The organism is Pseudomonas sp. UBA3149 (assembly GCF_002364655.1).
Lineage (GTDB): Bacteria > Pseudomonadota > Gammaproteobacteria > Pseudomonadales > Pseudomonadaceae > Chryseomonas > Chryseomonas luteola.
In genome coordinates this window covers 29,357-43,993 of sequence record NZ_DEYV01000023.1, presented here as the reverse complement: position 1 = coordinate 43,993, position 14,637 = coordinate 29,357, and the positions used below count along the sequence as shown (strand labels likewise).

13 protein-coding genes and 1 pseudogene are annotated in these 14,637 nt (G+C 52.1%); 13 read left to right on the top strand and 1 reads right to left on the bottom strand.

All coding sequences use genetic code 11. The annotated features are described in order from the left end of the window. Positions 1–126: 126 nt before the first annotated feature. From B3729_RS13645 to B3729_RS13620, 6 genes are all read left to right on the top strand, one after another. Positions 127–1,629 (top strand): 3'-5' exonuclease, encoded by a 1,503-nt coding sequence (locus B3729_RS13645; protein ID WP_181123827.1) that lies wholly within the window; start codon positions 127–129, stop codon positions 1,627–1,629. Between the two features lie 9 nt (positions 1,630–1,638). Then, entirely contained in the window at positions 1,639–1,953 is a 315-nt protein-coding gene (locus tag B3729_RS13640; protein ID WP_019364134.1) for a hypothetical protein, read from the top strand. Positions 1,954–1,971: 18 nt separating this feature from the next. Then, the gene (locus B3729_RS13635) at positions 1,972–2,226 is read left to right on the top strand and encodes a hypothetical protein (protein ID WP_019364133.1); all 255 of its coding nucleotides are present in this window, start codon (positions 1,972–1,974) and stop codon (positions 2,224–2,226) included. Positions 2,227–2,749: 523 nt separating this feature from the next. Next, positions 2,750–3,751 (top strand): conjugal transfer protein TraF, encoded by a 1,002-nt coding sequence (gene traF / locus B3729_RS13630; RefSeq protein WP_019364131.1) that lies wholly within the window; start codon positions 2,750–2,752, stop codon positions 3,749–3,751. Then, positions 3,748–5,184, top strand: a complete 1,437-nt coding sequence (locus B3729_RS13625) for a conjugal transfer protein TraH (protein ID WP_125889715.1) — start codon at positions 3,748–3,750, stop codon at positions 5,182–5,184. The genes traF and B3729_RS13625 overlap by 4 nt, the downstream gene beginning before the upstream one ends. Next, complete coding sequence (locus B3729_RS13620) at positions 5,184–8,810, top strand: conjugal transfer protein TraG N-terminal domain-containing protein (protein WP_125889716.1); 3,627 nt, start codon at positions 5,184–5,186, stop codon at positions 8,808–8,810. The genes B3729_RS13625 and B3729_RS13620 overlap by 1 nt, the downstream gene beginning before the upstream one ends. A 29-nt stretch (positions 8,811–8,839) precedes the next feature. Here the strand turns inward: B3729_RS13620 and B3729_RS13615 are convergent, their stop codons facing one another. Continuing rightward, positions 8,840–9,403: a hypothetical protein gene (locus B3729_RS13615; RefSeq protein ID WP_019366060.1), complete on the bottom strand. Its 564-nt coding sequence runs from the start codon at positions 9,401–9,403 to the stop codon at positions 8,840–8,842. A gap of 506 nt (positions 9,404–9,909) precedes the next feature. Between B3729_RS13615 and B3729_RS13610 the strand changes: the two genes are divergently transcribed. The 7 genes and pseudogenes from B3729_RS13610 to B3729_RS13580 all read left to right on the top strand — a co-directional run. Further along, positions 9,910–10,455, top strand: coding sequence for a transglycosylase SLT domain-containing protein (locus B3729_RS13610; protein ID WP_010799210.1), 546 nt, complete (start codon positions 9,910–9,912; stop codon positions 10,453–10,455). Continuing rightward, on the top strand, positions 10,452–11,036 hold the full coding sequence (locus B3729_RS13605) for a hypothetical protein (protein ID WP_010799211.1): 585 nt from the start codon (positions 10,452–10,454) through the stop codon (positions 11,034–11,036). Before B3729_RS13610 ends, B3729_RS13605 begins: the two co-directional genes overlap by 4 nt. Before the next feature lies 1 nt (position 11,037). Further along, the gene (locus B3729_RS13600) at positions 11,038–11,685 is read left to right on the top strand and encodes a FlhC family transcriptional regulator (protein ID WP_019365360.1); all 648 of its coding nucleotides are present in this window, start codon (positions 11,038–11,040) and stop codon (positions 11,683–11,685) included. Positions 11,686–12,199: 514 nt separating this feature from the next. Then, entirely contained in the window at positions 12,200–12,739 is a 540-nt protein-coding gene (gene mobI, locus B3729_RS13595; RefSeq protein ID WP_286788153.1) for a conjugative transfer protein MobI(A/C), read from the top strand. A gap of 604 nt (positions 12,740–13,343) precedes the next feature. Further along, the gene (locus tag B3729_RS13590; RefSeq protein WP_286788152.1) at positions 13,344–13,820 is read left to right on the top strand and encodes a hypothetical protein; all 477 of its coding nucleotides are present in this window, start codon (positions 13,344–13,346) and stop codon (positions 13,818–13,820) included. Further along, positions 13,804–14,133 (top strand): hypothetical protein, encoded by a 330-nt coding sequence (locus tag B3729_RS13585; RefSeq protein ID WP_286788151.1) that lies wholly within the window; start codon positions 13,804–13,806, stop codon positions 14,131–14,133. Before B3729_RS13590 ends, B3729_RS13585 begins: the two co-directional genes overlap by 17 nt. Positions 14,134–14,280: 147 nt before the next feature. Next, a pseudogene (locus tag B3729_RS13580) lies at positions 14,281–14,637 on the top strand (hypothetical protein); the annotation flags it as partial.

Genomic DNA, 14,637 nt, shown 5'->3' with positions numbered 1-14,637 from the left:
GGTACCAACCACGAGGTTTGGGTGCAAAAAAATTGGGTAAGCTGGCTGTTAAAGTCTTCCGGACTTGCATCCCGGAAGACCTGTGAGACGCTGGTTATATCTAGCAGCACTATTCAAGGACACCTTATGGCCTTCACGCCCACCTTCGAGCAGGAACCCATCATTGCTTCCAAGGCAAAAAAGCTGGTGGTCCGTGCCTATGCTGGTACAGGCAAGACGTCGACACTGGTAGCCTTTGCCAGGGCCAATCCCAGTGAGCAGATGCTTTATCTGGCCTACAACCGCGCTATTCGTGATGAAGCTACCAAGAAGTTTCCCCGTAATGTCACATGCAAAACCACGCACCAGATGGCCTTTACCGGCTATGGGAAAACACTCCAGCACAAGCTCAAGGGCAATCTGCGGCCCGTTGAAGTAGCCCGTGACTATGAGTGCAACTATCAGGTCGCTGCCGCCGCCATTGCTACCGTTTCCTGCTACATGAACAGCGCCGATCAATTCATTACGCAGGCGCACTACCGGCGTGCACAAGAGATGAAGTCGAAAAAGTCCAAAAAGAAGGACGATCCGCGGCTGGCCAGCGCTGCAATCAAAGTGGCCGAAGCGTTATGGAATGAGATGCAGGACCCGTACAGCAAGCAAATTGCGGTGCACGATGTGTATCTGAAGCAGTACCAGCTCTCCCGTCCGGATCTGTCTGCCCAGTACAGCGTGATTCTCTTTGACGAAGGGCAGGACAGCAACGAGCTGACTACCGATATCGTGTTCAGCCAGACCAAGGCGCGTGTCATTACAGTGGGCGATGAGCACCAGCAGATCTATCAGTTCCGGGGCGCTATTGATGCATTGAGTCATCCCCAGCTGCACGACGCCGAGCAACTGCGCCTGACCAACAGCTTTCGCTTTGGTCCCAATGTCGCGGCTATGGCAAACGTACTCTTACGTTATAAAGGTGAGGATGTACCGCTTGTGGGACTGGGAGGGGAGGACCGCATTGTGGTCTCGTCCGAGTTCAAGCTAAGCGATTCCAAGCCGCCCTTTGCCTTTATTGCGCGTACGGTAATGGGCGTGATTGAAGCTGCACTGTTCTTCTCTTCTCGTGGCTTGAGCATTGAGTTAGTCGGCGGTTTTGACGCCTACGACTTCAAGGGCATCCTGGATGTGTACTGGCTTTCAAAGGACGAACCGCAAAACATCCAGAACAAGCGCCTGCTTGAAGACTACCCGGATTACACCGCTTACCAGATAGTGGCGCAGGAAGCCCGTGACGTTGAGATGCTGCGAGCGGTGAAGGTCGTGGACAGTTACCCCAATCTTCCTGACAACCTTGCCATTCTCAAGAGCCAGCTCGTGAAGGGTGGACAGCAGGCGCAAATGGTCATAACCACAGCTCACAAGAGCAAGGGCCTGGAATGGGATCAGGTTTATCTCTGCGACGACTTTCCTGACCTCACAGATGATGAGATTCCCATGCAGGAAATGCTAGGGGAAGTGAACCTGCAATATGTGGCGCTGACGCGGGCCAAGAAGCTGCTGGTGATCACGCCTACACTTTTGAATCTGGTAAAACTGGTCAAGACCGGTTTTCGCCTGACGGATCTATACCGTTCAAAATCACTGAGCGCCTAGGAAAACATAATGTTTCAAGCCCTGCTCGCCGATATATCCATGCTGGCCGTACTCACCGCTGCCATTGTTGGAATAGTTGCGACCTTTGCAGCTGTCTGGAAGCTGGTAGAAACCCTACGCCTCCTTTTGCCTACTATCTTGCTGGCGCTCGGCATGGGAGGCTTCTGGGCCTCTCGCCATTTCTATGAGCTGCACTCGCATGCAAAAGCGCTCTCTGCCGGACAGGAAACCTGGATCGTCTACGTCTGGCTGTTGGGCTTTATCTTCATGGTCTTGTGCTTGTCCCTTCCATTCTGGACAAGAAAAGACATCAAAGACCATTGAGCGCCTGTTGAGGTGGGTATGCCCGATATCACCGGTGCTGTGCTGATAGGCGTAGTGTTAGCAAAGCTGGCCGCCACCCGGCGTCCCGTCTGGGTAGCCGCGTTGGTGGCATCCGTGTTCTTTAGCTGTACGTTTTCCTATTTAATGTATGGGCTGCATGTTGGGATTGAGCGCGGAGAAAGCTGGGTCGCCTATGCTATCGCCAGTATCGTGTTGTCTGTAGTGATAGTCCTGTCCCGCATGCTCAGTTTTGATCGCACTTTTAGCCATTAGTAAGTTGGGACAACAGCGCACCTCATCACCTACCACTGGTCGACTTCCTCTTAAACGTGCCCGCGCGGGCATCAACCACGGACATAGCCATGTCCAGCCTGGTTCTAATATCCAAGTCTCAATCCATTGAGGTCGAGACCATGACTAGGCAACGTGTTTTCCTTCTTATCAGCAAATCCCCAATGCTTTTGTTTGCTCTTTTTGTTTTGATCAACTGTCTCAGTATGGCCTTCTTGAAGAACCACCTTGAGATAGTGCCAAGCTCCATTCTCATAACCTATGTCATAGTCTGGCTCGCACTGCAAAAGACTCCTTGGCAATTGCCAAGTCTTTACCAGCTCTCTACCCGTGTATGGCAGCGTCTGAGGTTAGTGTTCCGCCGAAAATGACCCACCTTTTGTCTGCTTAGCAAATTATTTGCACCTAAACCTCGTGGTTGATACCCGCGCGGGTACCAACCACGAGGCTTGGCCAGTGGGCTTGCATCGTAGTATCGACGTACCGCCACTACGACGCTTACGCCATGAAACGACACGCCTTTGTCCCTGTTCTTTTGCTGGCCAGTGTGGTTGCTTCCAATGCTCCGGCCGACACCACCGACCCTCACTCTTTTTGGTCACAAAAGGAGCGTGGCTGGTTCTTTTACGAAGACCCTCCCGAGCCACCAGAGGAAGCACCAGCGCCTCCGCCTCCTGAACCTCAATCCCAGACGGTACAGACCATAACCGAGGCGCCAGCACAGGCAGCCCCGGCACCTCCGCAAGCCTTTAGTGCGGAATGGTTCAGAAAGAACCTGCCCAAGTACAAGGACGCCGCCTGGGATAACCCCACGGTCGAGAATGTACGGGCATTCATGATGCTCCAGCGCTACGCCATGGATCGTAGCTCCCAGTTCGCGGACGTTACTCAGCTGGCGGTGCAGGGTGATCCCCTGCTGGATGAAAACGCCCGCCGTCCCAATGCGACCTACGCGGCGCAGGCACTGGACAAGCAGGCAGGGGAGGCCAAGGCGCAGGTGCTTGATGAGCTGGCGCAAAAGGTCGGCGTGTTTTTCTTCTACGCCTCTGATTGTGACCTGTGCGAAACACAGGTTCCGGTTCTACGCATGCTGGAAAGCCGTTTTACCGTGACGCCTGTTTCTCTAGATGGCAAGGACCTGCCCGGTAGTCCTTTTCCAACCTTCAAGCCTGACGCTGGCCATGCCCGGCTGCTGGGGGTGCGCCAGCTCCCGGCGATTTATCTGGCCAGTCCTAACGGTGACTTTGCGCCTATCGCTCAGGGCGCGCTGGCGCTCGGTGACATCGAGCATCGTATTACCCTGGCGGCGGCCAGCAAGGGCTGGATTGACCAGCGCACGCTTAATCGCACCCGACCCTTGCGCAACCTTGATGACAACCTGAGCGAGCTGCTCCCCGCTGGTTTAGTCGAGGGCGATGAGAGCGGTTTTATTCCCCCTTCCGAACTGCTTCAGCACATAGACCAATCCCTTGGCCGCGCCCCCGTGGGCGGAGGAGAACTTCAATGAAAAAAACGCTCACCTCGGCAGCGCTGGCGCTATGTCTAGCTGCTGGCGCCACGCTGCCTGTTGCCTCCCAAGCCGGTGGCCTGCAGGACCAGATGGACAACCTCTTCAATCAGATGACCAACACCACCGATCCGGGCGTGTTCGAGACCCAGACGCGGGGTGCACTGGCTGGCGGGCGCTATATCGCCAAGAGTCCAATCATGAACACCAACTTTGCCAACCTCCAGATTCCGAGCTGGAAGGCTGGCTGCGGCGGGGTGGATCTGTTTGGTGGATCGTTCTCCTTTATCAACGCGGACCAGTTCGTCCAGCTCCTGCGAAGTGTGGCAGCCAACGCGACCGGCTATGCCTTCCAGCTGGCGCTATCCAATGTCTTTCCGGACGGCGCTGAACTGCTCTCCGAGCTTCAATCCCGCATCCAGAACCTCAACCAGATGATGGGCAACTCCTGCCAGCTGGCGCAGGGCGTTGTGAATGACTCGGTAGGGGCCATGGGGTTCAAGCTGGACAACGACGTGCGTACCAGCGCCACCATTACCGGGGCCATGACGGACTACTTTGCGACCTGGAGCGAAACCGATGGTGTCAGCTCTCGCGCCTCGCTCAAGCAGTCCAACCCGGCCGAGTATGAAAAGCAGATGGGCAATATTGTCTGGAAGGAGCTCCGGCGTAACCGGGTCGACCTGTGGTTTGCCACCACTACAAGCGGCACCAGTGGCTCACTGGATACCGACCTGCTTGAAGCCATCATGTCCATGACCGGCACGGTAATCGTAGGGGAGGGCAGTGATGACGACACCAACATCGCTCGCTCCCTGCCGGGCAACCTTGTCAAACTCAGGGATCTCATTGAAGGCGGGACCGTTAAGGTATACGACTGCGGCGGCGATACCGAGAACTGTGCCATCAGCAGCACCAGCCCCACCAAGACCATCACTCTGACCGGCCTCAGAAGCAAGATCAAGGAGGCCTATCTGGGCAATGGCTCAACCTCGGACGGCCTGATCATGAAGTACGCGACCGGCACCGAGGGTATGGCTGCCACCACGCAGGAGCAGGCGGTGTCGGCCAATGCTGGCTCAGCCGGTTCTATGCTCAGTCGCCTTTCCACCGTAAGCAGCCTGACTGCGCGCGAGTTTGCTGAGGAATCAGCCGGGGCCATGGCGCTCTCCATGATTCGTGATGCTGCACGTCGCATGATCACAACGGCCTACACGGCGGTTGCCACCAGTCAGAGTTCCCACGCCAACCTTGCCCGCGAGCAGCTGCGTGACTCTCTCGCTGAGCTTGACCGTGAAGCCGATGCGCTACGCGGTGACTACGGCGATCTTGGCCAGATGCTGGCGCGTTCCGAGACCACGCTGGGCCTGGTCGAGAAGAGCGGTTATGCGATGCAGGAACAGGTAACGATCACCGGTGGGGGGCAGAAATAATGTTTGAATTCGACTTGTACTCAATTGGCGATAGTGCCTTTCTGGAACAGATTCTCAACGCTGTAGCGATGATCTCCGGGGAGGACGACTTCATTCAGATCGTCTCGATCGGGATGGTGCTGGGAATGCTGGTGATGGGGTGGCAGGCATTAACGTCTGGCGGAAAAAACGGTGTTGATTTTCAGCAGCCTCTGGTCGCGGTAATGATCTGGATGCTCCTCTTTGCTCCCAAGGGAACGATTGTTATCGAGGATGCCTATACCGGTGCCGTGCGACCGGTAGACAATGTCCCCCTGATGGTGGGACTCGTTAGCCTCAGCTCAAAGTTCGGTTACGGCCTGACCCGAATGGCGGAGGCGTTCAATCCCATTGTTCCGGGCATAACCGAGACCTACTTTGCCGATGCGCTCAAGAGCATCAATGATGTACGTCGCAAGGTCTCTGAGCCCAAGGTGTTTCAGGCGATTAATGAGGCCCTGGGCGATCAGTCAGTTGCCAACATGCAAAGCGGGACAAGCACGGGCACGGTCAACTTTCGCCGCTCCTGGTACAACTACATCAAGGAATGTACGCTCAAGGGTATCGATACCAACCGCTATACCCTCGATGCGCTGCTGACACAGCCCGCCATGGAGGCCATGCAATACAAGTCCAGCATCCACCACACCCTGCTGTTCCTGGACGCTGGCAACCCTCTGGGCACGACCATGACCTGCTCGGCGGCCTATACGCTGCTTATCCAGCGCACCAACGAAGCGTTTGCCACGGATAAGGTCAAGCTGGCCCTGGCAGAATCCGCGGGGATCAAGCTCTATGAGGATGACGATCTCTACAACAAGCTTTCCAACAACTTTGGCTCGCTGGCCACTGCAGGTGCGGCGACAGTAGACGCTCAGAAGTACGTCATGGCCGCGGTACTGGATAACGTCTATCTACAGGCCGCTCAGGGCCGTTATCAGGACATGCGCGACTTTTCCAGCGCAATGATGATTGGACAGGCCTTGATGCAGCGAAACACGCAGTGGGCAGCTGAGCAGTCCATGTTTATAAGTATGGTCCGACCCATGATGTCGCTGATTGAGGGTCTGATGTATTCCATTGTGCCCATCATGGCCTTCCTGATGGTGATCGGTAGACTCGGCCAATCACTGGTCGGCAAGTACCTGCTGATGCTGGTCTGGATCCAGCTGTGGATGCCAGTGCTCTCCATTATCAATCTCTACCTGTATATGGTGTCCACGTCCCAACTGGAAGCACTGGCCGGTACAGGCAGTGGTACGCCAATCGCGCTGGACTCCTTTATAGGCCTGTACAAAACGGACGAGATCCTGGGCAACTGGCTGGCAACTGGCGGGATGCTGGCCGCGGCCACACCGGTACTGACCATGATGCTGATTACGGGGTCGACGTTTGCGTGGACTTCGCTTACCCAGCGCATGAACGGCGCGGACCACATCAACGAGAAGATCACGACGCCCGATGCGGTCAGCAATGGTCCGGCCCTGAACAACCTGGCCATGAACAGCAACACCAACGTAGGTGGGACCGCAGGAACCGGCGCCGACAGCCTGCTCCCGAATCTTGCTTTTGATGCAAGGCTCAGCAGCGCAGCCTCTTCGGCGCAAAGTTATGCCAACGACAAGCGCGAGCAGTTTACCCGCACGCTTTCCAATTCGTTTACCGATAACGTCTCGCAGCAGCAGATGACCTCGCTTTCAGAGCAGATCGGTCGCACGGTGATGAGCAGCAATAGCAGTGAGGCGCAGGCAATCCGGAGCGCCGCGGCTAGTTACATGCAAGATCACAATATTGCAGCTTCACAAACTGCATCAGTAACGGGAATATTTGCTTTACAGGCTTCTGGCGCAGGAAATCTAGGTATTGAATTGGGCAAAAAAGGGCCTGGTGTAACAGGAGCAGCTGCTACGACTGGTCAGATGACAGACTCAGATAGCAATCAAGTCCAGTTCAGTAAAGCGGACGGTGACAAGTACCTGAAGCAGGCCGGCTTTAGTGAAAGCAGCCGGGCGGCGCTGAGCGACGCACTAAGCCATGGCATCAGCAGTATGAGTACCCAGACTCTGTCTCACGCACTTGGATCTGAACGCGCTCGCTCACTGCAAAATGCCGCTTCCGAGGCGGTAAGTGCCAATGAGACCTATGCTCGTACCTCTTCCATGGCTGAGAGCTTTGGGTCGAATACCGGACTAACCATCAATGATCTGGCCAACCAGATGTCGCAAAACGACGGTGCAGCTCGAATGCTCACTGAGTTTGCCCAGTACCACCCTGAGCTTCGCTCCAAGGTCAGCAAGCTGATGGATAGGTACACTTCCAATGATGGCCCCTATCGTATGGATGAGCGCAAGGCCCGGGTAGCTGCCTCTCTTGTGCTTATGACGGACGAAAGGACTTTTGGCAACGATAACAGCACTTATCTCTCATCCATGAGTACTGTTGCCAAGGCAACAGGCATGACGCTGGGCCGAGATCTGCAAGGGGCCCCGGAAATGTCTCATGAGGCTAATGCTGGCCTGGTCGACAGAGCGGCAGGTATTCCGGGTGGCGTACGAGAAGAAGCCGAGGGAATACAAGGCCCCGCTATGGTTAATCGAGATCAGGCGGCTGCTGGCGCAGCCGCAGGTCCCAGCTACACCCAGGGTATGGGAAGACTCAATGGCAATAGCGGCCCCGTAGGCCAACATCACGAGGCAGGCCTCTCCGAAGCGCGCTCACAAGGTTCTAGTTGGGGTAGTGAATTACAAACTGGCCGGATGAAGAATGCAGCCGAAAGCGTGCTTCAGGCTCCTGAACCACCAGCGGCATATACAACGATGGGCACGTCTCAAACCACCGAAGCATTGGCCAATACAGCAGTAGCTTCCGCTACAGGTATGGCAAAAGACATGACCCAGAAGGCCATCCAGTGGCTGAGTGGGATGGATGACCAAGAACTTAAGCAGTTTAGTGACGCCGCCCAATCTGGCGAGGATCTGTCTCGCTTCCAAATGCCTGACGGGCTGCAAGGGGCCGGATTAAAGCTCAGCGGCCTGCTAGCAAAGGGGATGATGGGCGGTGAGGTAAGTGGGAATATGTCTAACGAGGAAGCAGCTGCTGTGTATGCGGGGCAACTGGCCGAGGCTTCGAAAGGGGAAGGAAGTCGCGTAGAAGAAGGTGCACTAAATCGTTCTGGAGAGGCGATGAGGGAACGTATGTATGAGACTGCATTAAAGGATGGGGTATCTGAACCGATGGCCAATCATTACGCTGACCGGTTCACCACTGCCAATCAGGCGATTCAGCTTTCTGAGCAGTTAGGCAATATTCCTCTTCCTAGCCCCGTATTAAAGGCTGCTGGTTTTGTTGGTCAAAGATTGGATGATGTCAACAATGGACAACTTAGAGCGGAGCGTATAGCTGAGGACAAGCAGTCAATAGCAACCGCAAGAGGACACGAAAGATTTGAGGATCTCCCTCGGGAAGATCAAGAGCTGTTCAGTAAAGCGCTTGATCGATCCTATGACAGCATTGAAGCCGCGGCTACTAACAGAGAGCTTGCTTCCAGTCTGTTACAACATCCTGCAAGGCTTGCTAGAAGCTTTCACCCACAAGACATTGCAGAATAATGAAGTTAAGCCCGCCAAGCGCGGGCTTTTTAAGGATTAGGGGGAGTCTCAACAAAATTTGGGTCAGCTGCATGCAAGACCTTGGATCTTAAGTGCTCGAGGTGAGCAGATGTCTGTCGCTGTAACCATTCGTACTCATCGACCTCTTCATCACGGTAGATGTGTTGTTGCGTCCGCTGAGCTCGTCGCTCTGCAAAAGCCTGCTCTTTTTCTCTGATCATTTTTACGAGCGCTGAGATCAAGAAAAAGGGCACAGCAGTGACTAACCACACCACTGATGCCATCAGCACAGCGTCATGCTTTGAAAACCATACCGCCCCAATGACTGCTGCAGTTGAAATGAGTCCAAAGATCAACTTGGCAATCCTTCCTCCTAAAGCTGCCCTTACGCCCCACAAAGCCAGGAAACTGGTTGGTGGTAATGCACACAGGCCAAAGAGGGCGAGGTTGGTAATGCGATACCCATCGCCTACCATCGTCCCGATAGCGACCCACACACCTGCGATCACCAAAAACACCAGCTGAGCCAGCAGCCACGTACTGATAAATCCAAGCTTTCGACCTGGCTTTTGTTCCGCATCGATCTGTGTCATGACCGTAGCCCTGAGGATGACATCGTTAAGGTTGGTGTCTGCGTGAAAATGATTTCATCCAGACAGTTGCTCAATCCATAAAAAGTAGTCTACATTTCATTCTTGAGGTAGCTGGCCTCTTTAAAGAAGCAGCCCATTTAGCGTCAATATTATTTCTGTACCCAGCTCGTAGTCTCTACCAGCTTATGCTTTATGCAAATGTTCAAACGAATGTTTGCTATTCACTCGCGCAATATCGCTCCGATCTCAGTGAGTTTGCCCTCACTCTGATATCGGCCTGATATTGGCTATCTCTATTACATAGACTCCCGCAAGTTGTACCTGCCCGTTTGTCTATAGGGATTGATTACAGAAAACCAATGAGCGCAATATTCGGACTCGCAGCCGAATAGTCTTCTCTGCGCAAGATTTAGCGTCACTCTGAATGCGGCACTTGCATAATGGAATTTTTGTGGAAAATGGATATGTAGTTCAGACAAAGCTAAAACTTAGCAAGCGGGGAAGATATGAAAAAGGTTGCACTATTGGCATTCGCCCTCGGAGCGCTATCCGTAACTCATGCTCATGCAGATCTTGATAATTCACTGTTTGGTGAAATAGCAAGAGAGCATGGCTTGCCTGTCAATCTGCTCTACTCTGTCGCACTTGCTGAGTCGGCTTATTCTTCTTCGGAAGGTATAAGCCCGTGGCCGTATACCATACGAACTGCAACCAAAGCGTATTATGCAAAAACGTTGGAAGAAGCAGAGCATCTCCTGACTGACCTTTTAAGAAGTGCAAGATCAGTTGATGTCGGAATCATGCAGGTAAACCTGTACTGGAATTCCGATCGCATAAATGATCCGAAGTCGTTGTTAAGTGCTGAAAATGGCTTGAGAACAGGTGCATCCATACTAAGCGAGAGAATCAGATCTGCTCCTGGTGACTTGGAATTGGGTATCGGTAGGTACCACAACATAAAAAACGAAGCACTGGCCAGAAACTACGGTTCAAGAGTACTGGCTATATGCAAGAACATATCCTACGTCATAGGTGGAGTTTGCGAGCAATGAGCAGTTTCAATAACTACGAAAGTGGTTTTGCTAATGTAAGTTGTAAGGACACGGCAGATCTTAATTGTGACGTCTGGTCCTATTTATATCGCAGCGCCATGGATGGATGCGCGGAGACGCGCAAAGAGTTCAAGATCCAGGCTAAAGAATATTCATGGCTGGCCCAATTGGCTCAGCAAAATATCAGGTTACTTGCTGATCCAGTGGTATTGCATTTTACCTGTAGCCATGCAATTACAGATTTTAAAAAAGTATTACCTGTTGCGAGCCCGCAACCGAGCGCAACTCTTAATGAGTTTCAGGACTTAGCATACAGGTTCTGGCTATCGGTGAAACTTTGCTCACACCGGCAAAGTATCGGAGTGACCCGTATTCGGTATGGAGTAAAGAAGGAACATATCGAATATGTCAGAAAGCTATCTGATGCCCAGATCCGGCATCTGGTTGCGCATACCACTGCCGGAAAACTTGAACTCAGGTTTGACTCACAATTGATTAACGGCATCGGTAGAGCAGATCTATCTAAAGAGGCGTTGAGCCGAATCCAACTTCAGTGCTTTAACTCTTCCCTGGAAATCTGACATGACTGACAACAAAGGCGATAACTCAAACACCACTCACTATCAAAGTATGGCAGCCGGACGAAAACTGGCTCTTGCCAGAACTATGCTGATGCGAAAGTTTGTGACTCGCTTTATTGAGCTTGAGACGTCGCTCAGTAAAAAGACCCTGCGTAAAATACGGGATGAACTTGGACTTCCGCTCGAAGATCGCAAGGGAAAGCTTCAAAAGGGTGTGCAAACCATCATAAAGAATTCAACGGAGCGCAAAAACGCTGCGTTTTTTATTCTTCCTTACGCCGCTTTGAATGGTAAGAAGTGCGGAGAATTTGAGGTCTATGATGTTATAGACGCCTATGATATTTATCTGGCCTCTATAAACTGGCACTACAATCAGTCCGAAAAACTACCACGCATCCTTACCATAAACGAGGCTTATTCCCTGGCGCTTGCCTACATCGCCCGGGAGGTTTCCCTGGAGGTTTGCCCCGATTGTGGAACCCCGTTTGTTGTCTTCTACAACACGTCCGTAACGAGCTCCAGCTGTCCTAACGATATCGCCCGTAAAAGGCTGCATGACACGGTTATGGACGAGCGAACTCCGGTCTGGCTAAAGATGAAAAAGGGACCGGTCTACGCGCCAGCTCTAGATGTCTCCCCAAGGATGTAGTCACGGTCTGAGCACATGAGAAGGGAGGGATAGGCCTCCCTTCTCATAGCAGGTAGACGGTGCTAGCGGCATGCATGGATAGCTGTCGAGGTAGCCAGGGGGACACAGCTTGACCATGACTGGATACCAGCGCAGGGCCTAACACACATGTATGTTGGATAGTGATCCATTAAAAGCGGTGCTGTCGTAAGACTGGATACCTAGGCACGCTTTAGCCCACATGTATGTTGGATACCACGTCATCAAAGGGATGTGTTTTTCCGAGGCTGGATACCTCACCCTGGATTAACGCACATGTATGTTGGATACCTTGAAGCAACCTAGTTGAGGACGATCTTTATAAGGCCCGGTTTTCGACGATTAGGTATCCCATAAGATAAGAACGAGATAACGGTCGTTTGGGTATCCACACGCTAGGCGCCGTTTCCCTCGACAAAAAATGTACCGGCTTACGCCTCCCGAACCGTAACCCTCAAGATCATTGATTGCCATGTCAAATAGCGAGGTTCCAACGATGACAAAGCACTACACAACGGCCGAGCTTCAAGAGCTGGCGTGGGGTGATACACGCATTGCGGATCTGAATCTTAATGCAGGGGACATCCTTGAGCTGACCGAGCAGGCAGTGGCGGGCCTGGAGGAGCAGATTGAGCGAGTCAATGCCCTTAACATTCTTCAGGCCAAGGAAACATGCGAGTACTTCTGGACCGTTGCCAGGCGCGAACAGGAGCGAAACAATCAGTTTCCTAAAATGGGGTCACGCGTACGCGTACTGAAAAACACCTTAACGATTATCTGGTATTACAGTCCCTTCTCCCTAAAACTGGGCCAAGCTGGTAAAAAACTCTGGGTAAGTAAACATATTTCCAAACCTGCCGGAAAGACCCGATATAGCAATGCATCACTTTCCAGATGCCACGCCTGGGAAAAGGAGAATATCGAAGAGGCAGAAAACGATTATGAGATCATGCGCCGTCGGCAACTGCTGATTACCGAGGCAAGAAGTCGGATCAAGAAACTCAAGGAACTTACAGCCGCTCTTGTGCCTTCCTGAATATATCTAATCGTTTTGCAGACTGGTAGGAGCCAGATATGGTTTACAGCCGTCACGCACAACTTCTGGAGCTGCAACGCTGCGATCTTGAGTATATAGAGGATTTGGATTGTGATGGCTTTTCTGCTTGCGTGCAGTATTTATTAAAGAAGGCAAACTATTCCTTCCAGCTAATGCAGGGCACTGTGTTCAGGTAAGTACGGGCCATATCGTTATTCCTAACTATTGGATAGAACTCTCCAAAACATTTTGTGCTTATCTTGAACACCCTCAGGATGAACTGGTTATCGACTCTAATCTGCGCAAGTGGTTATTTTAGGATGAAAGCGTGCCGCATGATGTGTTTACAAAAATACCGCGAGCAGGTTATTAACCATTTTGGAAAGTGTATAGAGTCAGACTTCGGACTGGACTTCTGGGATCTGGATTCAATAACAGATGGTCGGCTTTCCCGGAGGCAGATTGATATCTAGCAATTCTAATTATATGACCAGCGACTTCGGTTCTATTTCAGCACAAGGTTTTTCCTTGATCATCCAGCCGGACTTGCATTCTGAGATTTCCCTGTACCATGAAAGTAGGTTTACTTTCGGAGGGACTTGTTATGCACGTTGCAGCTAAAAACTTGCTTGAGGCACTACCTACTCGCAAAAGATATGTAATCAACCATCTTCTTTCTACGCTTGAGTTGGATGAACTAAGAGCGCTGGTCTCGAATTTCAATGGGCATAGTCAGAAGGGTGTTGATGATACGGCGCGTATTTCCTTGCTGTGTGCTTACTCGTCGCATTTATCCGGCAGCTTTCCTACTTTCTCATTTGTCCAATCCCATCTTGCCAATGGCCGCCCGGATATAGTTGAGCTCAAGCCACGACATAAACTTACCCGATCACTGCTTGATATGACGGGGCACCCGGTTGATTGTCTTGATACGGCTGTCTTTCAATCGCTACTTGAACTCCTGCCTAATGGCTGGCTGGTCGCAATTCCTGTCCAACAGGGATACAAAGCCAATGTTTTTTCCTTCCCAACCTATCTGCCAGTGGCTGGCAAGGAAGGCATTCATGCTGTTTCAAACTAAATCGATTATTACATCACTTATGTTCGCCTTAACCGCTTTAACCTGTGGTACGGTTTATTGGCTGGATATAAGTCGATCATTTCCTGATCTCTTCCTGGCCTGTTCGCTGGTTAATTGCGTTGTAATGGGAGCATGGGGTTTTCTTCAGGGCAAACAGCTGGGCGCTGATCTTGGCAGGTGCTGTCAGAAAGGTATTGGAAGTTCAATTAGCGGATTACTGGGAACGGGCGCAGCAGGATATGCGATGGGATGCTATCTGATTCTTGTTATTAATATTCTGCCAAGGCTTTGCGACGTACTTCTCACGAGCTGAATGCTTGTAATTATTTGTTACATTTGCTTAACACCCAGAATACATAGTTTGGTAAGTGTGGTTACTGGTAAATACGCCAATGTCTGTTTTCTATGTATAGCAAAGTTACATCAAGGCGCCACTATATATTAAAACGGGAGTTTTAAAATGAGTGACAAGAATTCGAACAAACTTGTAGTCATTGCGCTTGCTGTAACGTGCGCAACTGTTGTGGGCGGTATGTTTTATCAGTCTCACCAGACGCAAAAGAGAATGGATGAACTGGCGCAAACCGTACAGTCAGCCACCTCTCCCGAGCGCTTGCAGGCGTCGATCGAGACCACCCTGGCGGATATCCGTACCCGCGAAGCCGATCAGGCGCGCCAGCAGATGTTTGAGGGCTATCAGGCGGCGTCTGACAGCCTGGAAGGGCGCAAGGCAGGCCAGCACATCTATGGCAGCACCAAGGCCCGTTTTACGCTGGTGGAATTCGCTGATACCCAATGCGGATATTGCAAGCGCTTT